20 protein-coding genes and 1 pseudogene are annotated in these 22,771 nt (G+C 68.2%); 13 read left to right on the top strand and 8 right to left on the bottom strand.

Going from position 1 to position 22,771, the window contains the following annotated elements:
- The first annotated feature begins 79 nt into the window (after positions 1–79).
- The 4 genes from aceB (at position 80) to HDC36_RS22535 (ending at position 7,111) form a co-directional block, all read left to right on the top strand.
- Positions 80–1,723, top strand: coding sequence for a malate synthase A (gene aceB, locus HDC36_RS22550; protein WP_179571089.1), 1,644 nt, complete (start codon positions 80–82; stop codon positions 1,721–1,723).
- A 125-nt stretch (positions 1,724–1,848) separates the two neighbouring features.
- Positions 1,849–3,144, top strand: coding sequence for an isocitrate lyase (gene aceA, locus HDC36_RS22545; RefSeq protein WP_179571088.1), 1,296 nt, complete (start codon positions 1,849–1,851; stop codon positions 3,142–3,144).
- Positions 3,145–3,437: 293 nt separating this feature from the next.
- Positions 3,438–4,484 (top strand): GGDEF domain-containing protein, encoded by a 1,047-nt coding sequence (locus HDC36_RS22540; protein WP_179571087.1) that lies wholly within the window; start codon positions 3,438–3,440, stop codon positions 4,482–4,484.
- 26 nt (positions 4,485–4,510) lie between these two features.
- Positions 4,511–7,111 carry a putative peptide modification system cyclase gene (locus tag HDC36_RS22535; protein ID WP_179571086.1) on the top strand — a complete coding sequence of 867 codons (2,601 nt, stop codon included), beginning with the start codon at positions 4,511–4,513 and terminating at the stop codon, positions 7,109–7,111.
- A gap of 132 nt (positions 7,112–7,243) precedes the next feature.
- Here HDC36_RS22535 and HDC36_RS22530 read toward each other — a convergent pair whose 3' ends face one another.
- Positions 7,244–8,458, bottom strand: coding sequence for a putative peptide maturation dehydrogenase (locus HDC36_RS22530; RefSeq protein WP_179571085.1), 1,215 nt, complete (start codon positions 8,456–8,458; stop codon positions 7,244–7,246).
- A gap of 288 nt (positions 8,459–8,746) precedes the next feature.
- Between HDC36_RS22530 and HDC36_RS22525 the strand changes: the two genes are divergently transcribed.
- The gene (locus tag HDC36_RS22525; RefSeq protein WP_255432874.1) at positions 8,747–8,962 is read left to right on the top strand and encodes a hypothetical protein; all 216 of its coding nucleotides are present in this window, start codon (positions 8,747–8,749) and stop codon (positions 8,960–8,962) included.
- 115 nt (positions 8,963–9,077) lie between these two features.
- Here HDC36_RS22525 and HDC36_RS22520 read toward each other — a convergent pair whose 3' ends face one another.
- The 3 genes from HDC36_RS22520 to HDC36_RS22510 all read right to left on the bottom strand — a co-directional run bounded on the left by HDC36_RS22520 (position 9,078) and on the right by HDC36_RS22510 (position 12,355).
- Positions 9,078–9,893: a DUF2884 family protein gene (locus HDC36_RS22520; RefSeq protein ID WP_179571084.1), complete on the bottom strand. Its 816-nt coding sequence runs from the start codon at positions 9,891–9,893 to the stop codon at positions 9,078–9,080.
- A gap of 118 nt (positions 9,894–10,011) precedes the next feature.
- Positions 10,012–10,605, bottom strand: a complete 594-nt coding sequence (locus tag HDC36_RS22515) for a cupin domain-containing protein (RefSeq protein WP_255432873.1) — start codon at positions 10,603–10,605, stop codon at positions 10,012–10,014.
- Between the two features lie 127 nt (positions 10,606–10,732).
- Positions 10,733–12,355, bottom strand: a complete 1,623-nt coding sequence (locus HDC36_RS22510) for a SulP family inorganic anion transporter (protein WP_179571083.1) — start codon at positions 12,353–12,355, stop codon at positions 10,733–10,735.
- Between the two features lie 446 nt (positions 12,356–12,801).
- Here HDC36_RS22510 and HDC36_RS22505 point away from each other — a divergent pair, with 446 nt between their 5' ends.
- From HDC36_RS22505 to HDC36_RS22490, 4 genes are all read left to right on the top strand, one after another.
- Positions 12,802–13,221, top strand: coding sequence for a hypothetical protein (locus HDC36_RS22505; RefSeq protein ID WP_179571082.1), 420 nt, complete (start codon positions 12,802–12,804; stop codon positions 13,219–13,221).
- Between the two features lie 172 nt (positions 13,222–13,393).
- Positions 13,394–13,600: a hypothetical protein gene (locus HDC36_RS22500; RefSeq protein ID WP_179571081.1), complete on the top strand. Its 207-nt coding sequence runs from the start codon at positions 13,394–13,396 to the stop codon at positions 13,598–13,600.
- 31 nt (positions 13,601–13,631) lie between these two features.
- Positions 13,632–14,723 carry a DUF3182 family protein gene (locus HDC36_RS22495; RefSeq protein ID WP_179571080.1) on the top strand — a complete coding sequence of 364 codons (1,092 nt, stop codon included), beginning with the start codon at positions 13,632–13,634 and terminating at the stop codon, positions 14,721–14,723.
- Between the two features lie 2 nt (positions 14,724–14,725).
- Positions 14,726–15,613 carry an alpha/beta fold hydrolase gene (locus HDC36_RS22490; protein WP_179571079.1) on the top strand — a complete coding sequence of 296 codons (888 nt, stop codon included), beginning with the start codon at positions 14,726–14,728 and terminating at the stop codon, positions 15,611–15,613.
- 96 nt (positions 15,614–15,709) lie between these two features.
- Here HDC36_RS22490 and HDC36_RS22485 read toward each other — a convergent pair whose 3' ends face one another.
- Positions 15,710–16,027 (bottom strand): hypothetical protein, encoded by a 318-nt coding sequence (locus HDC36_RS22485; RefSeq protein ID WP_179571078.1) that lies wholly within the window; start codon positions 16,025–16,027, stop codon positions 15,710–15,712.
- Positions 16,028–16,352: 325 nt separating this feature from the next.
- Complete coding sequence (dkgB, locus tag HDC36_RS22480; RefSeq protein WP_179571077.1) at positions 16,353–17,156, bottom strand: 2,5-didehydrogluconate reductase DkgB; 804 nt, start codon at positions 17,154–17,156, stop codon at positions 16,353–16,355.
- Positions 17,157–17,459: 303 nt separating this feature from the next.
- On the opposite strand from dkgB, the pseudogene HDC36_RS22475 reads away from it, so the two are divergent.
- The 4 genes and pseudogenes from HDC36_RS22475 to HDC36_RS22460 form a co-directional block, all read left to right on the top strand.
- Positions 17,460–17,582: pseudogene (locus HDC36_RS22475) on the top strand (LysR family transcriptional regulator); the annotation flags it as partial.
- Between the two features lie 161 nt (positions 17,583–17,743).
- Positions 17,744–18,739 (top strand): helix-turn-helix domain-containing GNAT family N-acetyltransferase, encoded by a 996-nt coding sequence (locus HDC36_RS22470; protein ID WP_179571076.1) that lies wholly within the window; start codon positions 17,744–17,746, stop codon positions 18,737–18,739.
- 193 nt (positions 18,740–18,932) lie between these two features.
- Positions 18,933–19,376, top strand: coding sequence for an Rrf2 family transcriptional regulator (locus tag HDC36_RS22465; protein WP_179571075.1), 444 nt, complete (start codon positions 18,933–18,935; stop codon positions 19,374–19,376).
- Positions 19,366–20,298 (top strand): NAD(P)/FAD-dependent oxidoreductase, encoded by a 933-nt coding sequence (locus HDC36_RS22460; RefSeq protein WP_179571074.1) that lies wholly within the window; start codon positions 19,366–19,368, stop codon positions 20,296–20,298. The genes HDC36_RS22465 and HDC36_RS22460 overlap by 11 nt, the downstream gene beginning before the upstream one ends.
- Positions 20,299–20,366: 68 nt before the next feature.
- On the opposite strand, the gene HDC36_RS22455 is transcribed toward HDC36_RS22460, so the two are convergent.
- A complete protein-coding gene (locus HDC36_RS22455; protein WP_179571073.1) occupies positions 20,367–21,587 on the bottom strand; it encodes an RtcB family protein in 1,221 nt (406 codons plus the stop codon).
- A gap of 55 nt (positions 21,588–21,642) precedes the next feature.
- The gene (locus HDC36_RS22450; protein ID WP_179571072.1) at positions 21,643–22,764 is read right to left on the bottom strand and encodes a slipin family protein; all 1,122 of its coding nucleotides are present in this window, start codon (positions 22,762–22,764) and stop codon (positions 21,643–21,645) included.
- Positions 22,765–22,771 lie beyond the last annotated feature (7 nt).

Raw genomic sequence — 22,771 nt, 5'->3', positions numbered from 1 at the left:
AATGCATTGATAAAACTGTATTGTCAAATACATGATGCGGAAGCACGGTGACAGCCCGGAAACATCGAGGAACCCCACCATGTCCGCCGCCGCCTTCGCCGCTTCATCCCCGTCCGCCGAACGCTCCACCCCCGGCATCACCCTGACCGCCTCGCTGGCCGGCCAGGACGCCCTGCTGCCGCCGGCGGCACTGGCCTTGCTGGTGTCGCTGCACCGGGCGATCGAACCCGAACGGCAGGCGCGGCTGGCGGCACGCCGCGAACGCCAGGCCTGGTTCGACGGCGGCGGCCTGCCGGACTTCCGCGCCGACACCCAGGCGATCCGCGATGGCGACTGGCGCGTGGCGCCGCTGCCGGCCGCGCTGCAGGACCGCCGCGTCGAGATCACCGGCCCGACCGATCCGAAGATGGTCATCAACGCGCTGAACTCCGGCGCCAAGGTGTACATGGCCGACTTCGAGGACTCGACCGCGCCGACCTGGCGCAACCTGGTCGCCGGGCAGCGCGCGCTGGCCGAGGCGGTGGCCGGCACGCTGACCTTCAGCGCGCCGCCGGCGCGCGACGGCAGCGCGGGCAAGCGCTACGCGCTCAAGCCCTACGACGAGCAGGCGGTGCTGATCGTGCGCCCGCGCGGCTGGCACCTGGACGAAAAGCACGTGCTGGTCGACGGCCAGCCGCTGGCCGGCGGCCTGTTCGACGCGGCGCTGTTCGCCTTCCACAACGGCCGCGCGCTGCTGGCCAAGGACCGCGGCCCCTACCTGTACCTGCCCAAGCTGCAGTCGATGGAAGAGGCCGCGCTGTGGGAAGCCGCGCTGTCGCACATCGAGGCGATGCTGGGCCTGCCGCAGGGGCAGATCAAGGTCACCGTGCTGATCGAGACGCTGCCGGCGGTGTTCGAGATGGACGAGATCCTGCATGCGCTGCGCGAGCGCATCGTCGGCCTGAACTGCGGCCGCTGGGACTACATCTTTTCCTACCTGAAGACCTTCCGCCGCCACCCCGACCGGGTGCTGCCCGAGCGCGGCCAGGTGACCATGACCCAGCCGTTCCTGAAGGCGTATTCGGAACTGCTGATCCGCACCTGCCACCGCCGCGGCGCGCATGCGATGGGCGGCATGGCCGCACAGATCCCGATCGGCCACGACGAGGCGGCCAACGAGCAGGCGATGGCGCGGGTGCGCGCGGACAAGTTGCGCGAGGTCACCGCCGGGCACGACGGCACCTGGGTCGCGCACCCGGCGCTGATTCCGATCGCCCGCGCCATCTTCGACGAGCACATGCGCGCGCCGAACCAGCACACGGTGCTGCGCGAGGACGTGCAGGCCGACCGCGACACGCTGATCGCGCCGTCCCCGGGCACCATCACCCGCGCCGGCTTCGAGGGCAACATCGAAGTGTGCGTGCGCTATCTGGCCGCGTGGCTGGACGGCAACGGCTGCGTGCCGATCCATCACCTGATGGAAGACGCGGCCACCGCCGAGATCAGCCGCAGCCAGCTATGGCAGTGGCTGCACGTGGGCGGCCTGCACCTGGACGACGGCACCGCGATCGACTTCGCGCTGTTCGACGCCTGCATGCGCCAGCTGCCGGCGCGCCTGGGCGAACGTGCGCTGCTGCCCGGCGGCAATCGCCTGGACGACGCCATCGCGCTGCTGGACACGCTGACCCGCAGCGAGGACCTGGCCGAGTTCCTGACGTTGCCGGCTTACCAGATGATCGATTGATTGAACTGCGGGGATTCGGGATTCGGGATTGGGGATTCGCAACGGCGGATTCCGGTTTCGCCGATGCCGCTCCGTAAAACCGCCTCACCGTTTCATCGCCGTATCCATTCCGAGGAGAACGCAAGATGAGCACCACGTTGCAGACCGCCGAACAGATCCAGCATGCCTGGGACACCGATCCGCGCTGGGCCGGGATTGCCCGCAACTACACCGCCGCCGATGTGGTGCGCCTGCGCGGCACCGTGCACGTGGAACATTCGCTGGCCCGGCTCGGCGCCGAGAAGTTGTGGAAGTACCTGCACGAAAAGGACTTCGTCAACGCGCTGGGCGCGCTGACCGGCAACCAGGCGATGCAGCAGGTCAAGGCCGGGCTCAACGCGATCTACCTGTCCGGCTGGCAGGTCGCCGCCGACGCCAACCTGGCCGGGCAGATGTACCCGGACCAGTCGCTGTACCCGGCCGATTCGGTGCCGGCGGTGGTCAAGCGCATCAACAACACGCTGTTGCGCGCCGACCAGCTGCACCATGCCGAGGGCAAGGACGAGATCGACTTCCTGCAGCCGATCGTGGCCGATGCCGAGGCCGGTTTCGGCGGCGTGCTCAACGCCTTCGAGCTGATGAAGGCGATGATCGAGGCCGGCGCGGCCGGCGTGCACTTCGAGGACCAGCTGGCCTCGGTGAAGAAGTGCGGGCACATGGGCGGCAAGGTGCTGGTGCCGACCCGCGAGGCGATCGAGAAGCTCAATGCCGCGCGCCTGGCCGCCGACGTGCTGGGCGTGCCGACGCTGCTGGTCGCGCGTACCGACGCCGAAGCCGCCGACCTGGTGACCAGCGACATCGACGCCAACGATCGCCCGTTCACCACCGGCGAGCGCACCGTCGAAGGCTTCTTCAAGACCAACAAGGGCCTGGACCAGGCGATCAGCCGTGGCCTGGCCTACGCCCCCTACGCCGACCTGATCTGGTGCGAGACCGGCAAGCCGGACCTGGAGTTCGCGCGCCGCTTCGCCGAGGCGATCCACGCCAAGTTCCCGGGCAAGCTGCTGGCCTACAACTGCTCGCCGAGCTTCAACTGGAAGAAGAACCTGGACGACGCGACCATCGCCACGTTCCAGAAGGAGATCGCCCGCTACGGCTACAAGTTCCAGTTCATCACACTGGCCGGCTTCCATGCGCTGAACTACTCGATGTTCAACCTGGCGCACGGCTATGCGCGCCGGCAGATGAGCGCCTTCGTCGAGTTGCAGGAAGCCGAGTTCGCCGCCGCCGATCGCGGCTTCACCGCGGTCAAGCACCAGCGCGAGGTCGGCACCGGCTACTTCGACGCGGTGACCCAGGCGATCCAGCAGGGCCAGTCTTCCACCACCGCACTGAAGGGCTCGACGGAAGAAGAGCAGTTCCACGGCGAAAAGGCCGCCTGACCTGCAGCCAGGCGTCCATTGCTTGCCGATCCCCATGGGAGGGGAGAGCCCGGGTTCGCCCGGGCTTTTTTTGCGTACGCGATGGCGCATGTGCCGACAGCAGTACGGTGTCTACGAGTTACGACAGGACTGGGTGCGGAAACGCCGTACCGGCGGGCCGCCAACGCCCGATTTCGGATCATTTCGCGGTCTCCGCGCATGCGAGATTGGCTGTGATCGCATCAGCGCCGATTCGTTCAGGTGCTATGCTTTGCGCAAGATGGCGGGCGACGCCAAGAGCAGTAGGGGGCTGGATGAGCTGCGACAGCGCCGCGTCCAATGCACGCGAGACAATTCCGACGGTTGCCGTGGTTGCCCCCAAGCCCAATGAGCTGGCGGTGCTGACCGCCGCGGAACTGCGCCTGTTCTCCGAGTTCGGCCGTTCGCGCACGGTGCGTGCCGGCGACGTGCTGTTCCGGCGCGGCGACGGCGGCAGCGCCATGTTCGTGATCAGCAGCGGCGTGATCGACCTGGATTTCGGCGAGGACCTGGTCGTCAAGCATCTCGGGCATGGCGAATTCTTCGGCGAACTCGGCCTGTTGATCGGCAGCCACATGCGCAGCGCCGACGCCATCGCCGCCAGCGACGGCGTGCTGGTGGAGCTGGACCACGACGACTTCCAGCGCCTGGTGGAGCGCGACCCCGGCCTGGTCGCCTACTTCCTGCGCCGCACCATCATGCGCGTGGTGATGAACGAACAGACCCTGATCCGCCAGCTGCGCCGCCGCAACCACGACCTGGAAGCGGCGCTGGATAACCTCTACGCCACCACCCATCAGCTCAGCCAGACCGAGGAGCTGGTGCGCACCGACGAACTGACCGGCCTGCACAACCGCCGCGGCCTGATCCTGCGCCTGCAGGAATGCCGCCGCGACGGCCGCTCGCCCGGTCCCGGCCTGCTGCTGATCGATTGCGACCGCTTCAAGCGCATCAACGACGAGCACGGCCATCTGGTCGGCGACCGCGTGCTGCAGAACGTCGCCAACATCCTGCGCTCCGTCGCCGGCCAGGACGACATCGCCTGCCGCCTCGGCGGCGACGAATTCTGCCTGCTGGTGTCCACCGGCAACGCGGACGATCTGCGCCGCATCGGCGAGTTCGTGATCGCCACCGTGCAGAACCTGCTCGGCGTGCCGCATCCGCTGCCGCACATCTGCCCGGTCAGCATCGGCATCAGCCGGGTCGATCCGCAATCCGACTGGAACGACTGGTACGCCAACGCCGACGCCGCGCTGTACGAGGCCAAGCGCCTCGGCGGCAACCGGTTGTATTGGCACGACCTCGCCTCCGGCTCGCGCTGAGCCCACCAAGCACCCTCGAGCTGCCCATGAACCACGCCCACCAGCCGCAGCCCGACGCCCCGCAGCTGCGGACGTTGCTGCTGACCGACCTGTGCGATTCGATGGCGCTGGTGGAGCGGCTGGGCGACGCCAACGCCGCCGAGCTGTTCAAGCTGCACGATCACCTGGTGCTGGAACTGCAGCAGCGCTGGCGCGGGCGCCTGATCGACCGTTCCGACGGCCTGCTGCTGCTGTTCGAACGGCCGATCGACGGCCTCGGTTTCGCCCTGGACTACAGCCGCGGCCTGCACGCGCTGGGCAAGCAGCGCAAACTGGAACTGAAGGTGCGCGCCGGCCTGCACGTCGGCGAGGTGCTGACCTGGCGCAACAGCGATGCCGCGGTGCAGGTCGGCGCCAAGCCGCTGGAAGTGGAGGGCCTGGCCAAGCCGACCGCGGCGCGGCTGATGACCCTGGCCCGCCCCGGGCAGATCCTGCTGTCGGCGGTGGCCGAGTCGCTGACCCACCGCGCCGCGCGCGAACTGGGCGAGCGCGGCGAGCGCCTGCTGTGGAAATCGCACGGCCGCTGGCGCTTCAAGGGCGTGCCGACGGCGCAGGAGATCTACGAAGTCGGCGAGATCGGCAACACCCCGCTGCGCGCGCCGAAGCCGACACCGAAGGCGTGGCGGGACATCCCGCTGTGGCGGCGGCCGGCGGCGCTGCTGGCGGAGGTCGGCCTGATCGCTGCGGTCGCGGTCGGCGTCTGGTTCGTCACCCGTCCGCAGCCCGCGATCGCCTTCGCCGAGCGCGACTGGGTGGTGGTGGGGGATCTGCGCAATCTGACCGGTGACACGCTCTACGACGACACGATCGAGACCGGGCTGCGCATCAGCCTGGAGCAGTCGCGCTACGTCAATGTGCTGGCCGATGCGCGCGTGCGCGAGGCGCTGAAAATGATGCAGCGCGACGCCGGCGTTGCCGTGGATCGCAAACTCGGCGCGGAAATCGCCCAGCGCACCGGCGCGCGTGCCTTGCTGCTGCCCACGGTTTCCGACGCGGACGGGAAGGTGCGGATCAGCATCGAAGTGGTCGACCCGGCGACGGAGGCCACGGTCGTCACCGAGTCCGCGACGGCGCGTGGCCCGGGGTCGGCGGTCGCGGCGTTGGGAGAGGCCGGCGACTCGTTGCGCAAGGCGTTCGGCGAGAGCGTGGCGTCCATCAAGAAGAGTTCGGCCCCGCTGGAACGGGTGACGACCGACAAGCTCGATGCGCTGCGTGCGTTCTCGCTGGGTCAGAAGTCCTACGCCGAGCAGAATCTGCAAGCGGCGGAAATGCAGTTCAGGCAGGCGCTGAATATCGACCCGAACTTCGCCATGGCCAAGATCGGCCTGGCGCGCGTGGCCTACAACAAGACCGACGTGCTCAGCGCGCAGCAACAGATGGGCATGGCGATCGAGGACACGGGCAGGCTGACCGACCGCGAGCGCCTCTATGCCATGGCGCAAATGGCGCTGTTCCGATGGGAAAAGGATTATCCCGGCAAATGGGTCGCCCTGTCGTCCCTGTATCCCGATTATCACGTTGCCGCATTCAATGTGGCCACGAGCATGCGCGACGGTGCCCGCTTCAAGGAGATGTTCGAATACAGCAACCGCGCCGCGGCAACGCAGGCAGTCACCCGTCCGGTCGCATTGAGCTTCAGGGCGATCGCACGCTCGGCCCTGGGCGATGTGGCCGAAGCCGAGCGCGACTATCTCCAGGCCGAAGCGTTGGGGTTCCGCAAGAATTCCGTCGAATTTTCGCTGATCAAGGCGGCCGAATCGAAGTTCAAGGAAGCCGACGCGATGTTGCGTCCGGTTCCGGGAGAGCCGCCGTTCGCTAAAAACGAGCGGGCCGCCGCGAACCTCAATGTGATGGCGGATCAAGGCGAGTGGGAAAAGGCCGCGCAGCAGGCCGATGCGCTCAGGGCTGCGGTCGCCGATCCGCATACGCCGTTCGAATGGGGCGCGCGGACCTCCGTACTGGCGATCATGCGCCATACGTCCGACAGCAAGACGGTTCTGCAGGAAGCGCAGAAGCTGGTGACTCTGGCGGAAAACGGCCTGCACAACAGCGCCGGCCGGGCGCAGGAAGCGGTGGCGAATGCGGCGCTCTATGCGGGCTATGTCGCGGCCTGCAGCGGCGATATCGCCACTGCCCAGCGTGCATTGAAAGTGGCCAAGCCGATTGCCGACATCGCCCCCTATCCTCTGCTCAAGAATTCTTCGGCCATCGTCGAGGCCCGGATCGCCATGCAGTCGGGAAAGCCCGACGCGGCGCTGGAAATCCTGAAACCCTTCGATCAGCCCTGGGCGTTGACCTTGACTAAGGTCGAGCGGTTATCCGCCGAGGTGGCACTGGGCCGGGATGTGGGCGAGCAGCTCGCCTCTATGAAAACGTTGGCCTGGCGCGGTCGCGTCTACGCCGAATGGGCGGCCGAAAGGCCGCCCGTGATCGAATCGCTGTCGTCGCCGCAGCAACTCCTCAACGACAAAAAACCACCCAGCCAAGGCTCGCTTCGAACTGCTTCGCCAGAAGTTCCAGATTCGCTTCGATCTCTTCCTTGCTCGGGAGATTCACACTCTCGGGCAAAATGCTCGGGTCGAGGTTGAATCCATATTCGGCGAATGCCGCGACAGGATTCTGTTCCATGGCAGCGCGAAAGGCATCGTCGCTGGCGAGGCGTTGCAGCAGGGACCGTGCATTATCTAGTGTGGTCATTTAGTTTGCGCTCGTGGATGGTTTTATTGCCCAAGTGATTGATGCGTCGCGATCAACGGCTTGGGATTCAAGTGTAGCGTGTTTTTCGTGGCATCAATGTTGCCGACGCCATTGGCGCCGATCACCATGGTCGTGAGCGGGTCCAGCGACAGCAGTCGGCCGGCATCGATATCGTTGATGGCGGCCGTGTAGAACGCACCGAGATCGCGTTCCGTCGCAAGCAGGTAGAACGTCTGGCTCAGGTGGCCGGAGTCCAGCAGAACCGCCTTGTAGGCCTTGGGGTGGCGCCGGTATTTCCAATGGTGCCGATCCAGCCGCGCGACATGGAAGACGAGCGCGCTGGAATCGGCGAAGTAGGTTTGCCCGATGGTCAGGTCGGCGGCCAGCGTTCTGGCCTCGGCCTCGGTCAGGTCGATTATCTTGACGAGCTTGTGGGTGTCGGATTCATAGTGATAGAACCCTGGCGTCAGCCCTTCCACATCGATTATCAAGGGATACGCTTCGATCGGGTGCAGCGATCCGCCGGAAGGACTGGTGCGGCGTACGGCGACATGACCGGGTGCGATTTCCTCGGCCCCGATCGCGCCGAACGTGCCGAACAGCATGCGCGACAGTTCGGTCAGGGCGAGAGGGCGCGTCCGATCGAAATGCCGGGTGGTGCGCCTGGCACGCAGGACATCGGCAACGTCGCCTTGCAGTGTTTCGGCCGGAAGCGCTATCGAACCGATCCCATCCTGGCGCTTCGGGAAATGCGCGGGAAGCGGGCCATACGTGGCAATGTGCTTGTCCAGGCGCGCGCGCTCGGCCGCATTTCCGTGTTCCCGGCTGCCCTCGTCGCCGACCACGCCTGACCACGCGCTCATGCGGTGATAGACGCTGGCCAGCGGATGCCATCCCACGGTTTCGAGCGTCGCCTGGCCGGCCAGGATGGCGGCGCTTCTGGTGTCTGGAGCGTCGCAAAGAATGATCTCGTCCTCGATCATCCTGTCGATGAAGGACGCATCGCAGTTGTGCTTTCGCATGACCTCGCCGGCGTCGGTCCAGGCATTTCCCGGTAGCGAGGCGACGATGGCCAGCGCCTCGGGCGAAAGCGGAATGCGTTTTCCGCTGAGGGGACACAGCAGGGCGGTGGCGATGGTGGTATCGAGGACGACCGAGCCATTGAGCAGCGCGCTGATATTGGGGAAGAGCACGTCCCCGATTTCGATGATGCAGTGAAGCCTTCGGCGTAATTCCATCTGGATTGGTTTCTGATCGCTGACGGTATGCGGGAGAACCTGGCCGACCCGACGCTGTGCCGCGCGCGATGGTGGGTCGATGACACGGCGTTTCCAGCGCTCGGGTCATGTGCACTGGCATACGATCAGTATGCCGAAGGATGTGGCCGAGGCGTGGGCGCGTTGGCAGCCGATCCGAAGGCACCTTGCCAGGCTTGCCGCGCAACCGGCCATCGGTGCAGGCCGAGCGCGCCGGCCGGCGTCCTGGACCATGTCGGGAGCAGGGCGTCCTTCGCCGGTCGACCTATCGTGTTGCTGTGCCTGCGCGCGACGCAGGCGCAGTGGGGCGCGTTCGTGACCTCGGCGATCAACGAGGTGGATATCGAGCAGGCATTCGGCATGGACCCGTTGCGCGAAGGGCAGCTGGTGATCTGCGGCTTCGGCTGGCTGGCGCCGGCGTTGACCACCGCGGAGTTCGATCCGGCCGGCGCGGTATGGCAGGCCAGCGTCGCCGGATCGCCCTGACGAGCGCGCGGTGGCATGAGGCGCTTCAGTCAGTGCCAGCGAGCATGGCCGCCGCATTGGTGCAGCGCCCCTGCAGTTGCCTGCGGTGGCGTCCGCCGCCAGTCGTTGCCTGCCCTCAGTGCGCCTGGCTGTGCGTCGTTGCGGTTGCAGCCACAGCCGCTGCGTCGGGGGCGGCCGGCTTGGCGGGCTTGTCGCTATGTTCTAGCAGTTCCAGACGCTTGCCGCCGGGCAGCCGATAGTCCAACTGCTGCTCCAGCGCATCCAGCGCGGCGACCTGCACGCAGAGCGCGTCGGCCCTGGCTTCCAGCGCCTTGCCACGCGCGTCCATGCGCCGCTCCAGGTCCTTCTCCATCGCGTCGGTGCGTTTCTCGATGGCGTCGGCGCGCCCGGTGAACACCGCGAACATCACCCCGCGGGTCAGCGCGCCGGCCATTTCCTCGGCGGCGGCGCTGACGTCGGCTTCGAACGCCTTGTCGAACGGTTCCTTCTGCCATTGGCCTTTGCCGAGGGTGCGGTCAAGGTGGGCGAGGGCGGCGTCGCGATGCCGCTCGAGCTTGCGCGCCTTGCTGCTGCTGCCGGTGATCGCTTCGACCACGCCGCCGAAGGCGTCGAAGGTGATGCCGACCACTTCGCGGGCGATGCCGGCCACTTCTGGCATCAGCGCCTGGGCGCCCTGTTCCATCTGCCGCAAGCGCTGGGCGTCGGCGCTGCTGAGCGGCTGCGCGACGCCGTCCACCTGCAGGCGGCCGTCATGCAGGAACACGGTCTTCGGCGTGCCGGCGCTGCGCGTCAGGGCGACGCCGGTCCGGTCGACGATGACGTCGTAAGGCGTGGAAAAGCCGCATTGCTGCGAGGAGAACTGCGGGCCGGCGCTGGCGCTGGCGGCGGCACCCAGCAGGGAGAGCGTACACACGGAAAGCAGCAGGCGCATGGCGGCGGTTCCTTTGACGATGACGGCAGCATCGGTGCTGAGCCGTGCCGTGTCGTCTGCGGGAAGTCAGGGTGCGGGAAGTCATGCCTGACCGCGGCGCCGGCAAGCCCGCGCGTATCTAGCTCGGACCCTCAGGCATCGCCCAGTGCTGGAGAAGGGGGCCTTGCGGGCCGGCGACGGGATCGCTGGGCGGGAACGGCAGCTGGGCGATGCGCCGGATCGTTTCGGCGCTGGGCACCTGCCGGCAGATGTCCCAGTCCTGCCCGGCGGGATAGGCGCCGACCACCACGAAGTCGCCGCTGGAGGCGATGCAGCGATGGCCGGTGCCGGCCGGCAGCAGCAGGGCGTCGCCGGCCGCCAGCGTGGTTTCGGGGCCGCCTGGGCCGCCGATGACCAGCCGCGCGCTGCCGCTGGCCACGCCAAGCACTTCGTGGGCAGTGGAATGGTAGTGGTGGTAATCGTAGATGCCATCGCGCCATTGCGGCGGCCAGCCGTGGGCGGCGAAGCGGCGTTCGAAGCCGGCGGCATCGCCCTCGCGTCCGGCTTGGCGGTACAGCAGGACCGGCAGGAACGGATGGTTGGGCACCCAGTCGTGCGGCGGCAGCAGCCAGTGTTCCAGGTGCATCGGCGCGTCCTCGCGGCATGGTGTGGCGGGCAGCGGGCGGCCGCCGTTGCGGATCATGCTAGCCAGGCCGCGTGGTCGCGGCGTCATGGCGCGATGCGGCGACATCGTCGCGGTGCACGTCCGCATGCAGCGTTCGACACGGCAATCCCAACGCCATCCGCCGGCTTGCGACACGGCAGCCCAGGCGATATCGCCAGGACTGCCGCTGCTTGCCTCAATGCAACGGTGCAGGGCCCGCGTCGGCACGATGGTGCGTGCCCAGGTCCCCGACCATGGCGGCGCTGGCGGCGTTCAGTCCCACCACCTGCACCTGCGCACCATGGCGGCGGAATTTCAGCACCACCTTGTCCAGCGCGCCGATGGCGCTGATGTCCCACAGGTGCGCCTGCGTCAGGTCGAGGGTGACCCGCGCCGGTGCGTGCGCATAGTCGAACGCGGCGGCGAAGCTGCCGGCCGAGGCGAAGAACAGCTGGCCGCCGATGCGGTAGGTGTGGCCGCCATCGGCGTCTTCGGTCCTGGCGATGTCCAGCATGCGCCCGACCTTGCGCGCGAAGAACAGCGCCGACAGCAGCACGCCGGTCAGCACGCCGCGCGCCAGGTCGTGGGTGGCCACGGTCACCACCACGGTGGCGAGCATGACCAGGCTGGAGCTCTTCGGATGCGTGCGCAGCTGCGCCAGCGAGCGCCAGCTGAAGGTGCCGATCGAGACCATGATCATCACCGCCACCAGCGCCGCCATCGGGATCTGCCGCACCCACGCGCCGGCGAACACCACCAGCATCAGCAGCACGCTGCCGGCGACCAGCGCCGACAGGCGGCCGCGGCCGCCGGATTTCACGTTGATCACCGACTGCCCGATCATCGCGCAGCCGGCCATGCCGCCGATCAGTCCGCTGGCGACGTTGGCCGCGCCCTGGCCGATGCATTCGCGGTTCTTGCCGCTGGGGGTGTCGGTCATGTCGTCGACGATCTGCGCGGTCATCATCGATTCGAGCAGGCCGACGACCGCCATCGTCGCCGACACCGGGAACACGATCTTCAGCGTCTCCAGCGTCCATGGCACATCCGGCAGCAGGAACGTCGGCAGGCTGTCGGGCAACTGGCCCTTGTCGCCGACGGTGGGCACGGCGATGCCGAAGTACAGCGCCATGCCGGTCAGCAACACGATCGCCACGAGCGGCGGCGGCAGCGCGAGCGTGCGCGTCCAGCGATGGCCGAGCAGCAGCGCCGCGGCACCGATCGCCGCCACGGCATACAGCGCACGCGCATCGAGGCTGCCGGCGGTCAACGCGGCGCCCAGCAACAGCAGCCACAGGCCGAGTCCGGCAAAGATGCGTCGCGACAGCCACGGCAGGCCGTAGATCACCAGCAGGCCCAGCGCCACCAGCGGGTAGACCGGTGCGGGCACGCCGATCAGTTCCGGCAGCTGCGCCATGAAGATCAGGATCGCCAAGGCATTGACGAAACCGGTAATCACCGAGCGCGACACGAAGCGCATCAGCGCGCCGAGCTTGAGCAGGCCGGCGCCGATCTGCAGCACGCCGGTCAGCAGCGTCGCCGCCAGCAGGTACTGCAGCCCGTGGTCCTTGACCAGGCCGACCATCAGCAGCGCCATCGCGCCGGTGGCGGCGGAGATCATGCCTGGCCGGCCGCCGACGAAGGCGATCACCACGCAGATGCAGAACGAGGCATACAGCCCGACCTTGGGATCGACCCCGGCGATGATGGAGAAGGCGATGGCTTCGGGGATCAGCGCCAGCGCCACGACCAGGCCGGCGAGCACGTCGCCACGGATGTTGCCGAACCATTGCTGGCGCAGCGGGGGATTGAGATTCACGAGAAAACGCTCCTGGCGCCGCGCCCGTCGCGGGGCGGCGCTACACGAAATGGAAAGCCAGAACACACCGGGCGTCCCGCAAGGGGACAGCGTGGAAAGCGCAGCGCGGGTGTCAGGGTGGCGTCATGTCGTGGCGTGGGGAGCGGAAGAGCACGCGGCGATGCGTTGCGTGCCGCGCCAGTATAGAACAGTCGCGCCTGTGCCGGCCTTGCGCTGCTTCCCACTTGCGCGTGTTGCGGTGGTTGCAGCGCTGCATGTGCAGGCATGCGAGCACGGCGGAGAAGCGGGCTGACGTCCGATACGGCTGTTCGCAGCCGCTGGCATGCCCGCCTGGGTCGCGCGGCGGAACGCGCCGTCCCATTGCCGGAGACGCCACGGCTCACAATCTCCTCACTATTTGCGCGCAGAATGTGGCAACAGGATTGCGCGACGTGGAGCGCCGGCGAATGAACGATTTACGCATCGACCATGTCGACGCTGCCTTGTCCGCGCTGGACCAGGCCGATCCGCAACGCAAGGCGGCGTTGTGGCAGTGGGCGTATCTGGAGATGTTGCACGAGACCCTGAGCGCGATGCATCAGCTGTCGCACCGGGTCGGCGTGGCCGAGCTGGTCGCCGATGCCTGGCTGGCGCCAGTGGACGTGATCGCACTGGAGCATTCGTTCCTGGACCGAGCCACGCTGGCCGATCCGCGCGTGCAGGCCTTCGCGTTGGCGTTGGCCGAAGCGTCCTCGCGCCAGTCGCGCGCCGAGCTGTGGCGCAGCGGCTACGCCAGCGCGGTGCAGGCCACGCTGCAGGGCATGCAGGCGCTGGCCGGCAAGCACCGGATCGATGCGCAGGTCGCTGCGCCATTGTCGTCCGCCTGAGCGCCACCTCGACGCATTCGTGCGGCGTGGATAGCGTCGCTGGTGACGCGTCGGTAGCGCGCTAGCAGCAGGCGACGTCGGCAGTTGCATCCTCGACATCCAGCGACCTGCTAACGCGCTCGGCACGCAGCGTTCACCATGGCGCAACGCCGTTGCCGACAGCCTTGGGAACATGGTCAGCTCCCACCGCCATTCCGCATCGCAGGCGACGGCCACGCAGCAGGCACCGCCGGCGAACGACGTTCCTGCCGATGCCCCGGGCATCTCGGAAGCCGGCGCCTGGTGGCGGCAATTGCGTGCCGCCGTGCCGCGCTGGTTGCTCGCCGCGGTGGCGCTGCTGGCGCTGGGTCTGCTGCTGTACTGGTACGCCCGTGCTTGACCTCCTGTCCTCCTCGCGTGGAGAGCCGCGCATGGCGCCATCTGCCGCACACGACCATGTCCGTCGCTGCAGCGTGCGCCTGCATCCGCCCGGCGGGCACGAGGTCGCCACGCACGCCTGGATCGCCGCCGAAGTGGCGCGGCTGATGCGCCTGCCGTTGCAGGATGCCCGCGCGGCGCAGAGCGGTTTCTACGTGCCGGACGACACCCTGACCGTCGCGCAGGCGCAGCAGCTGGGCGTGCGAGCGGCGACCGACCTGCTCGGTGGCGTGGTCCCGCATGCGTTCGTGGCCACCAAGGCGATCAGCCATCCGCTGGTCGATCCCGGCGCGGCCGCGCCGCAGGGGTGGGCCCATGCGCTCGGCGGCGCGCTGGCCGAGGCGACGGTGCCCGGCTACACCGCGTTCGCTGCGGACGATGCGCGCGTGGCGTATGCGCGCCTGTGCGGCGGCGGCCAGGTGCGGTTGAAGCTGCCCAGCGGCATCGGCGGGCAGGGCCAACTGTTGCTGCACGACGCGCACGTGCTGGAGACGGCATTGGCCGCGGTGGCGGCGACGGACCTGGCGCAGCAGGGCGTGGTGCTGGAGCGGCAACTGGACCGCTCGACGACCTTCAGCGTCGGCGAAGTGGACTGCGCCGGCATGACCATCGCCTATTACGGCACGCAATCGGTCACCGACGACGCTGCCGGCCGCGAGACCTACGGCGGCTCGCAACTGTTCGTGATCCGCGGCACCCTGGACGCGCTGCTCGAACGCACGTTGCCGCCGCAGCAGCGCGAGGCGGTGCTGAAGGCGCGCCACTACGATCGCTGCATCGCCCAGGCCTATCCCGGTTTCTATGCATCGCGCCGCAACTACGACGTGATCGACGGCATCGCCGAGGATGGCACGCGCCTGTGCGGCGTGCTCGAGCAATCCTGGCGCGTCGGCGGCGCCACGCCGGCGGAACTGGCCGCAGTCGATGCCTTCCAGCGCGATCCGGCGTTGCAAGCGGTGATCGCGGCCACGGTCGAACGCTACGGCATGCCGGCGCTGCCCGCGGACGCCGAGGTCTACTACATGGGCGAGGATCCGCGCGTGGGGCGCCTGACCAAATACCGTTATGTGAGCGCTGCGGACTGACGATGGAAACCAAGCTCTCCAGCATCGATATCGCGGTGGACGGCGACGCCTTGAGCGGCACCTTGCTGACGCCGACCAATGGCATGCCCGGCGTGCTGTTCGTGCATGGTTGGGGCGGCAACCAGCACCACAACCTGGTGCGCGCGCGCGAAGCGGTCGGCCTGGGCTGCGTATGCCTGACCTTCGACCTGCGCGGCCACGAAGGCCTGGCGTCGATGCGCGAGACGGTGACGCGCGCGCAGAACCTGGACGACATCAAGGCGGCCTACGACCGGCTGGTGGATTCGCCGCAGGTGGATCCGGAGTCGATCGCGGTGGTGGGTTTGAGCTATGGCGGCTATCTCGCCTCGCTGCTGACCCTGGAGCGGCCGGTGGAGTGGCTGGCGCTGCGTTCGCCGGCGCTGTACAAGGACGCGCATTGGGACGGCCCGAAGGTGGCGTTGAACCGCGATCCGGATTTGATGCCGTATCGGCACCGCGCCATCGCGCCGGAGGACAACATCGCGCTGGCCGCGTGCCAGCGCTTCCGCGGCGACGTCTTGCTGGTCGAGGCCGAGCAGGACGTGATCGTGCCGGGACAGGTGCTGAAGAACTATGCCGCCGCGTTCTCCAATGCGCGTTCGCTGACCTCGCGGGTGATCAAGGGCGCCGACCACGCGCTGACCCGCAAGGAACATCAGCTCGAATACACCCGCTACCTGGTCGACTGGCTCACCGAGATGGTGGTCGGGCGCCGCGTGGCGCTGGCCAAGAACGTGGTCGAACGGCGCAAGCAGCAACTCAAGAGCACCCAAGGCGATGCGGCGACATCGCCCGGACAGGGCTCGAAGGAGTTCCAGGGCCGCATCGAGGCCAAGGAACGCACCTCCGACGCCACGCCGTCGCGGTGAAGCGCTGGCGCGGCGGCGCCGCGGCGGATGCACGCGACGAAGCGGTCGCGCTGCAGTCTGCAACGCGATCCCAGTCCGGCGCGCTCGCCGCTGCCGTCAGTGGCTGCGCCCGGATTGCTCCAGATGGTGCCAGGCGTGGCGGACCAGCCAGCGCGCCTCGTCCCACGGCACCGACAGCGACGGCGACAGGTGGTGATAGGACTCTTGCAGCACACGGTACAGCTGCGCTTCGGTGGCGCGCGGGTAGGCCAGATAGACGTCGTAGCCCATCTTCAGCAGCGAGGCATAGTCGGAGAAACCATGGTGGCCGAGGCGGCCATTGGCATGCGCATGCCGCCAGTAGGCCATTTCGGCATCCAGATCGACGGCGCGACGAGCATGGGCAGGACGAGCGGGAGCGGAAGCGGTCTGCATGGGTAGGACTCCTCTCGAAGCTACCCCCCTGTCGCTCCGATCCTAGCGGATCGGTGCCGCGATTTGCGCGGGCAGCACGATATCGCGCGCGAATCGCTGAACCGCTAAGCGAGATGAGCGGACAGATGCGCTGTAAGCGTTTGCAACGCAGTGCTGGATAGCGCGCCGGTTGCGAGGGCGCATGACGCGCCGTCGTCGTGCCCGGCGAGGATGCGTCATGCGACGGGGCGCCAAGCACGCGTCACACGCCTTGTCATGCGGCACATGCCGATCGCCGTGGAGGCGACGGCACGATCACCGATCCAGGGCAGGCAGCGCCGCGGCTTCAGTCCCAGTCCGGCGCAATACCGGCGGGGTTCGCCAGCCGTTCGCCGCGATCCAGCGTGGCGATCTGCGCCATGTCCGCGTCCTCCAGGCGCAGCGACTGCGCGAGCAGATTGCTGGCCAGGTTCTCGCGCTTGGTCGAGGACGGGATCACCGCATAGCCCTGCTGCAGCGCCCAGGCCAACGCCACCTGCGCCGGCGTGGCGGCATGGCGTGCGGCGATCGCGGCGATCACCGGATCCTGCAGCACCTTGCCGTAGGCCAGGGTCATGTACGAGGTGACGTGGATGCCCTGTTGCTGCAGGTAGCCGATCAGCTTGCGGTTCTGCAGATAGGGATGCACTTCGATCTGCTGGGTGGCGATCGCGTCGGCGCCGAGGATCGCGATCGCCTGCTCGGTCAGCGCGATGGTGAAGTTGGACAGGCCGATCTGCCGGGTGAGGCCCTGCCGCTTGGCGTCGGCCAGGGCGTGCAGAGACTCGGCCATCGGCACCGCGTCGCGCGGCGAGGGCCAGTGCACCAGGGTCAGGTCCACGTACTCGCTGCGCAGCTTGTCCAGGCTCTGGCGCAGGCTCGGCAGCAGCTTGTCGGCGGACAGGTTGTCGGTCCACACCTTGGTGGTGACGAACAGGTCCGCGCGCGGCACGCCGGAGGCGGCGATGGCCTGGCCGACCTCGGCTTCGTTGCCGTAGATCTGCGCGGTGTCGACGGCGCGGTAGCCGAGTTCGAGTGCGTTGCGAACCGAGTCGACGACGACCTGGTCCTTGAGCCGGAACGTACCCAGGCCGAAAGCGGGAATGCGCATGCAGTGACTCCTTGCGAGGAAGATGGGAAAGAGCGTTGGATTTCAGTATGCGAGCGGTGCAGTTGCGGTAGCGTCGGCGCGCATCGCACCGGGCTGGCCGAACGCTGCGGTGGCGCCGAGGGGCGCTCACAGGCATGCAGGGCCAAAAGACGGAAGCGGGAACATGACGGCATCCCGTAGGGGAAAGCAGGTTCACAGTGTGACCTGTCCCTGGCCCGGAAAAACCCGCCGCCAGACCAATCACTTTTGCGTTCTGGTCAATAATCGGCTTCCGATTCCGCCATCCGCCTTGCCATGAAGACGACGCTGGAGGTGCGGCAACCGATCCATGCCGTGTACTACCGCAACACCGCGTTCTCGGCGCGCATCGCCTCGTTTCTCGATCCCCTGGCGGAGGCCATGGGACCTACGCCGTTCGCGGCGTAGCGGCTAACCGCTGCCTGAGCTGAGTGGGTGCATGCGCAGTCGGCGGCCGGCCAGATCGCCAACGACGCGGCATGCCGCAGCGGCCGTCCGGTCGTGGCAAGACCATTGACCGGCGCCGCCAAAAGTAGTTGTATGAGGCAACGAAGTTGCCGGAGCCGGCCATGCCAGCGGTGGATCCCGTCGTCGTCGAACAGATCCGCGCCGCCTCGCGGCAGCTGGTGCGCGAACTCGGCTTCCTGCAGGACACCCTCGCCGCGACCGACTATCCGCCGTCGGCGGTGCATGCGTTGCTGGAGATCGACGCGCGCGACGCGGTCGGCGCGTCGCAGCTGGCCGACTGCCTGCAGCTGGAAAAATCCAGCGTCAGCCGCATGCTGCGCAAGCTGATCGCGGCGGGCGAACTGCGCGAGCGCACCAGCGCCGAAGACGGCCGCGCCAAGCAATTGCGGCTCTCCGCCCGCGGCCGGCGCACGGTGCAGGGCATCCACGCTTTCGCGCGCGCGCAGGTGGAGGCCGCATTGGCGCCGCTGCCGGCGCAGGCGCAGGCGGACGTCGGCCACGGGCTGGCGGTCTATGCGGCCGCATTGCAGGCCCTGCGCAATGGCGCCGCGCCGCCAGCGCCGGAAGCGGTGCGCATCGACGGCGGCTACCGGCCCGGTGCGATCGGCCGCATCGCAGAAATGCACGCCACCTTCTATGCGCGGCATGCCGGCTTCGGGCAGTTCTTCGAAGCCAAAGTCGCGGCGGGCGTCGCCGAATTCGCCGCGCGCCTGGAGCGGCCCGGCAACGGCCTGTGGCTGGCGATGCAGGCGCAGCGCATCGTGGGCGCGATCGCCGTCGACGGCCAGGACCTGGGCAACGGCGAGGCGCATCTGCGCTGGTTCGTAGTGGACAACGGCCTGCGCGGCAGCGGCATCGGCCGGCAGTTGCTGCAGCAGGCGTTGCAGTTCTGCGACGCGCAGGGTTTCGCCGCCACCCGGCTGTGGACCTTCGCCGGCCTGGACGCGGCGCGGCGGCTGTACGAGGCGCACGGTTTCGCGTTGCTGCAGCAGTGCGAAGGCGACCAATGGGGGGCGAGCGTGATCGAACAGGTGTTCGTGCGGCCGCGGCCCGCGGTCGCGGCACCGGCGCAATCGTGCAGCCGGCAGGACGGCTAGCGGCCGCCATCCGCACCCACGCCAGGCATGCGCGCCGCGTATCGCCTCGTTGCCGGGCCATCTGCTCGTCGCACTGGTGCCGAGCGTTCGTTGCGCAGCGGTTCGCCTGCGCGGCACATAGCGATTCGGCGACTCGACCGGCCGGCAAGCGGGACGCTGGACACGCGCCAAATAATGTAACTATTATAGTTACATGAAAAGAAACACGCAGCTGTCCGACGTGCTGCACGTGCTGGTGCACCTGGCCCAGCATGGCGAGCCGATGACCTCCGAGCAGATGGCGGCCTGCCTGCAAAGCCATGCGGTGGTGGTGCGGCGCCTGCTGGCGCGGCTGCGCGACGCGCAACTGGTCGAATCCACCCGCGGCCACGGCGGCGGCTGGCAGCTGGCGCGCGCGCCGGAGGCGATCAGCCTGTACGACGTCTATGTCGCGCTGGGCGAGCCGCTGCTGCTCGGCCATGGCGTGCGCGGTCCGCATCCGGATTGCGCGATCGAGCGCGCGGTCAACGACGCGCTCGACGACGGCTACCGGCAGGCGCAGGCGGCACTGGCCGCGCAGCTGCAGGCATTGACGCTGCGCAAGTTGGCCCGGCGCGTGCAACGCATATCCAGGCAGGAGCAGAACGATGCAGCATGACGCAGTGATCGTCGGTGGCAGTTTCGCCGGCCTGTCGGCCGCGCTGATGCTCGCGCGCGGGCATCGCAAGGTGCTGGTGGTCGATGCCGGCCTGCCGCGCAACCGCAACGCCGCGCACTCGCATGGTCTGCTGGCGCTGGACGGCATGCCAGGCAGCGCGGTGCTCGCGCAGGCAAAGGCGCAACTGCTGAACTATCCCACCGTCGCGTGGTGGGACGGGCAGGTCGAAGCGGCAAAGGCGCTGCCCGGCGGCTGGGAGCTGGCGTTGGCCGATGGCCGGCAGGCGCAGGCGCGCGGCCTGGTGCTGGCGACCGGGGTGGCCGATCGGTTGCCGGAATTGCCCGGCGTGGCGGAACGCTGGGGGCACAGCGTCATGCACTGCCCGTATTGCCACGGCTACGAGCTGGGCCGGCAAGCGCGTATCGGCGTGCTCGGCAACGGCACCACGGCATCGGCGGAGCAGGCGCTGATGCTCGCCGATTGGGGGCGAGTGACGCTGTTCGCGCAAGGCATGCCGTTGGACGACGCGGAGTTGATGGCCAGGCTGGCCAAGCGCGGTGTGCAGGTGGAAACGCGGCGGGCGCTCGCGCTGGAGGGCGATGGCAAGGCGATCGACGGCATGCGCGTGGACGATGGCGCGCGGGTGCAGATCCAGGTGCTGTTCGTGGCCGCGCCGACGCAGATGGCCAGCCCGTTGGCCGAGCGCCTGGGCTGCGTGTTCGACGACGGCCCGTCCGGCCCGTATCTGCGGGTGGACGAGCGCAAGCAGACCAGTGTGCCGCGGGTCTACGCGGCCGGCGACGCGGCGCGCATGTTCGGCAATGCGACCCTGGCCTCGGCCGACGGCGTGCTCGCCGGCGTCGGCCTGCACCATGCGCTGATCGCCGAAGACAGCCAGCCGGATCCCGCGAGCGGCGCATAAAAAAGGCCGTCCGCGAACGGACGGCCTGCTACCGGCGACATGCCGCCCCGCTTGCGGGGGCGACAGCCTCAGCCCTTCACGCACAGCACCTGACGCAAGGTGTGCACCACTTCCACCAGGTCGCTTTGCGCGGCCATCACCGCATCGATCGACTTGTACGCCGCCGGCGATTCGTCGATCACCGCCGCGTCCTTGCGGCATTCCACGTGCGCGGTGGCCTCGCGATGCTGGGCCAGGGTGATCTGCTGGCGCGCGGCGGTACGGCTCATCACCCGGCCGGCGCCGTGGCTGCAGCTGTGGAAGCTGTCGCCATTGCCCAGCCCGCGCACGATGAAACTCTTCGCGCCCATGCTGCCGGGAATGATGCCCAGCTCGCCGGCACGCGCGCTGACTGCGCCCTTGCGGGTGACCAGCAGTTCCTCGCCGGCGTGCGTTTCCTTCTGCACGTAGTTGTGGTGGCAGTTCACCGCCAGCTTCTCCAACTGGAACTTCGGCAGGCGGTGACGCATCTCCGCCAGCACTCGCGCCATCATCGCCTCGCGGTTCTCGCGCGCGTAGTCCTGCGCCCAGGACACCGCTTCCACGTAGTCGTCGAACAACGGCTCGCCTTCCATGAAGAACGCCAGGTCCTTGTCCGGCAGGTGGAAGCCGAGCACGCGGTGCGCCAGCTGCTCACGCGCCTGCTCGATGAAGTAGCTGCCGATCAGGTTGCCGGTACCGCGCGAGCCGCTGTGCAGCATCACCCATACCGCATCGCTCTCGTCCAGGCACACTTCGATGAAGTGGTTGCCGCCGCCGAGCGTGCCGATCTGGCAATCCAGCTTGTCGGTGCGGATCCGGCGGTGCCTGGCCTTGATCGTGTCCAGGCGCGCGACCAGCCCCGACTGCGCGATGCGCGTGGCGATGCTGTCGGGCAGCTTGCGGTGTTCCCCGCCGCGGCCGTTGCCGACCGGCACGCTGCGTTCGATGCTGGAGCGCAGTTGCGCCAGGCTGTCGGGCAGATCGGCCGCGCGCAGCGTGGTCCGCACCGCGGCCATGCCGCAGCCGATGTCCACGCCGACCGCGGCCGGGATGATCGCCCCGCGGGTCGGGATCACCGAGCCCACGGTCGCGCCCTTGCCCAGGTGCACGTCGGGCATCACCGCCACCCACGGCCCCACGAACGGGATCGCGGCGATGTTGCGCAGCTGCTCGTGGGCCTGCGCTTCCAGCGGCACGCCGCGCACCCAGCCCTTGATCGGCGTGGCGCTGCCTTCGGCGTGCAGCAATTCGTAGTTCTGCATCCTCATGTCTTCATTCCTTCGAGGCCATGCGCGGTGCTTCCTTGCGCCGCGCATGGCGGTCCTACTTCATCGTCACCAGCTGCTTCAGCACGCCATCCAGGCCGCCGAACACGGTGAGCTTGTCGATCTTCTCGGTGACCTTCTCCAGCGCCTCCAGCTCCTTCAGCCGCATCAGCACCGGGTTGTCCTCGATCAGCTTGGCGGTGTTGAGCAGCGAACGCGTGGCGTTGGCCTCCTCGCGCCGGCGGATCACGTTGGCCTGCGCCGACTTCTCCGCCTGCACCACCGCGTTGAGGATGTCCTTCATCTCGCCGGGCAGGATCACGTCCTTGACCCCGACCCCCAGCACCTCGATGCCGAAGCCGGCCACCTGCTCGCGCACGTAGCCGAAGATGTCCGCATCCAGCGACGCCTTGTCGCCCAGCAGTTCGTCCAGCGTCTTCGCCGACACCGCACGGCGCAAGCCGTACTGCAGCTCGCGGTACAACTGGTCGCCGTACTTGGCCACCCGCGTCCGCGCGGCGACCGGGTCGGCGACGCGCATGCTCGCGGCCAGGTTGACGCGCAGGCTGACCTTGTCGCGGGTCAACAGCTCCTGCCCGGACACCTCCACCGACTGGATCCGCAACTCGATCACTTCCGCGACGATGTTCTTGCGGAAGTTCCAGAACGCGTAGTGCCCCGGTGCCAGGGTCTGCTGCAGGCGCCCATCGACGAACACCAGTCCCGCCGACTCGGCCGGAACGTCCAGCGCCACCGCGAAACGCGACAGCAGGCCGAGCTGGCGCAGGCGCTGGGCGACATCCGCCGGCACCGCCAGGCTCTCGCCCAGCGGCAGACGCATCACCTCCACCGAGATCAGCCCGCGCCAGTACAGCCGGCGCGTGCCGGGCGCCAGCACGTCTTCGAGCTTGCCCTGCTTGAACACCAGGCCGACTTCGTCGCTGCTCAGGTCGGCCAACACGAAGACCTCGTGCAGCTGTGCGCCCAGGCGCGCGATCAACGCATCGGCATCGGCGCCGGCGTAGTCCGGCACGGCGATATTGCAGGTCTTCACGTCGATCCGCCGCGACGGATCGAACAGACGGTAGACGCCGGGCGCGAGCACGCGCTCGAAACGCCGGTTGCGATACATCAGGCCGCGCTCGCTATCGCCGATCACGACCCGCTTGGTCCAGAACATGGCACGT

Source organism: Xanthomonas sp. JAI131, assembly GCF_013410075.1.
In the GTDB taxonomy this organism is placed as follows: Bacteria; Pseudomonadota; Gammaproteobacteria; order Xanthomonadales; family Xanthomonadaceae; genus Xanthomonas_A; species Xanthomonas_A bonasiae.
The sequence above is the reverse complement of the archived record's forward strand: the minus strand, read 5'-3'. Positions and strand labels throughout refer to the sequence as shown.

Coding starts and splice junctions, on each gene's coding strand:
- HDC36_RS22500 (WP_179571081.1), top strand. CDS start 13,394: ATGGTCAGCTCCCACCGCCATTCCGCATCGCAGGCGACGGCCACGCAG.
- HDC36_RS22495 (WP_179571080.1), top strand. CDS start 13,632: ATGGCGCCATCTGCCGCACACGACCATGTCCGTCGCTGCAGCGTGCGC.
- HDC36_RS22505 (WP_179571082.1), top strand. CDS start 12,802: ATGAACGATTTACGCATCGACCATGTCGACGCTGCCTTGTCCGCGCTG.
- HDC36_RS22455 (WP_179571073.1), bottom strand. CDS start 21,587: ATGAGGATGCAGAACTACGAATTGCTGCACGCCGAAGGCAGCGCCACG.
- HDC36_RS22465 (WP_179571075.1), top strand. CDS start 18,933: ATGAAAAGAAACACGCAGCTGTCCGACGTGCTGCACGTGCTGGTGCAC.
- HDC36_RS22520 (WP_179571084.1), bottom strand. CDS start 9,893: ATGCGCCTGCTGCTTTCCGTGTGTACGCTCTCCCTGCTGGGTGCCGCC.
- HDC36_RS22535 (WP_179571086.1), top strand. CDS start 4,511: ATGAACCACGCCCACCAGCCGCAGCCCGACGCCCCGCAGCTGCGGACG.
- HDC36_RS22460 (WP_179571074.1), top strand. CDS start 19,366: ATGCAGCATGACGCAGTGATCGTCGGTGGCAGTTTCGCCGGCCTGTCG.
- HDC36_RS22485 (WP_179571078.1), bottom strand. CDS start 16,027: ATGCAGACCGCTTCCGCTCCCGCTCGTCCTGCCCATGCTCGTCGCGCC.
- HDC36_RS22490 (WP_179571079.1), top strand. CDS start 14,726: ATGGAAACCAAGCTCTCCAGCATCGATATCGCGGTGGACGGCGACGCC.
- HDC36_RS22540 (WP_179571087.1), top strand. CDS start 3,438: ATGAGCTGCGACAGCGCCGCGTCCAATGCACGCGAGACAATTCCGACG.
- HDC36_RS22515 (WP_255432873.1), bottom strand. CDS start 10,605: ATGACGCCGCGACCACGCGGCCTGGCTAGCATGATCCGCAACGGCGGC.
- dkgB (WP_179571077.1), bottom strand. CDS start 17,156: ATGCGCATTCCCGCTTTCGGCCTGGGTACGTTCCGGCTCAAGGACCAG.
- aceA (WP_179571088.1), top strand. CDS start 1,849: ATGAGCACCACGTTGCAGACCGCCGAACAGATCCAGCATGCCTGGGAC.
- HDC36_RS22530 (WP_179571085.1), bottom strand. CDS start 8,458: ATGGAATTACGCCGAAGGCTTCACTGCATCATCGAAATCGGGGACGTG.
- HDC36_RS22450 (WP_179571072.1), bottom strand. CDS start 22,764: ATGTTCTGGACCAAGCGGGTCGTGATCGGCGATAGCGAGCGCGGCCTG.
- aceB (WP_179571089.1), top strand. CDS start 80: ATGTCCGCCGCCGCCTTCGCCGCTTCATCCCCGTCCGCCGAACGCTCC.
- HDC36_RS22470 (WP_179571076.1), top strand. CDS start 17,744: ATGCCAGCGGTGGATCCCGTCGTCGTCGAACAGATCCGCGCCGCCTCG.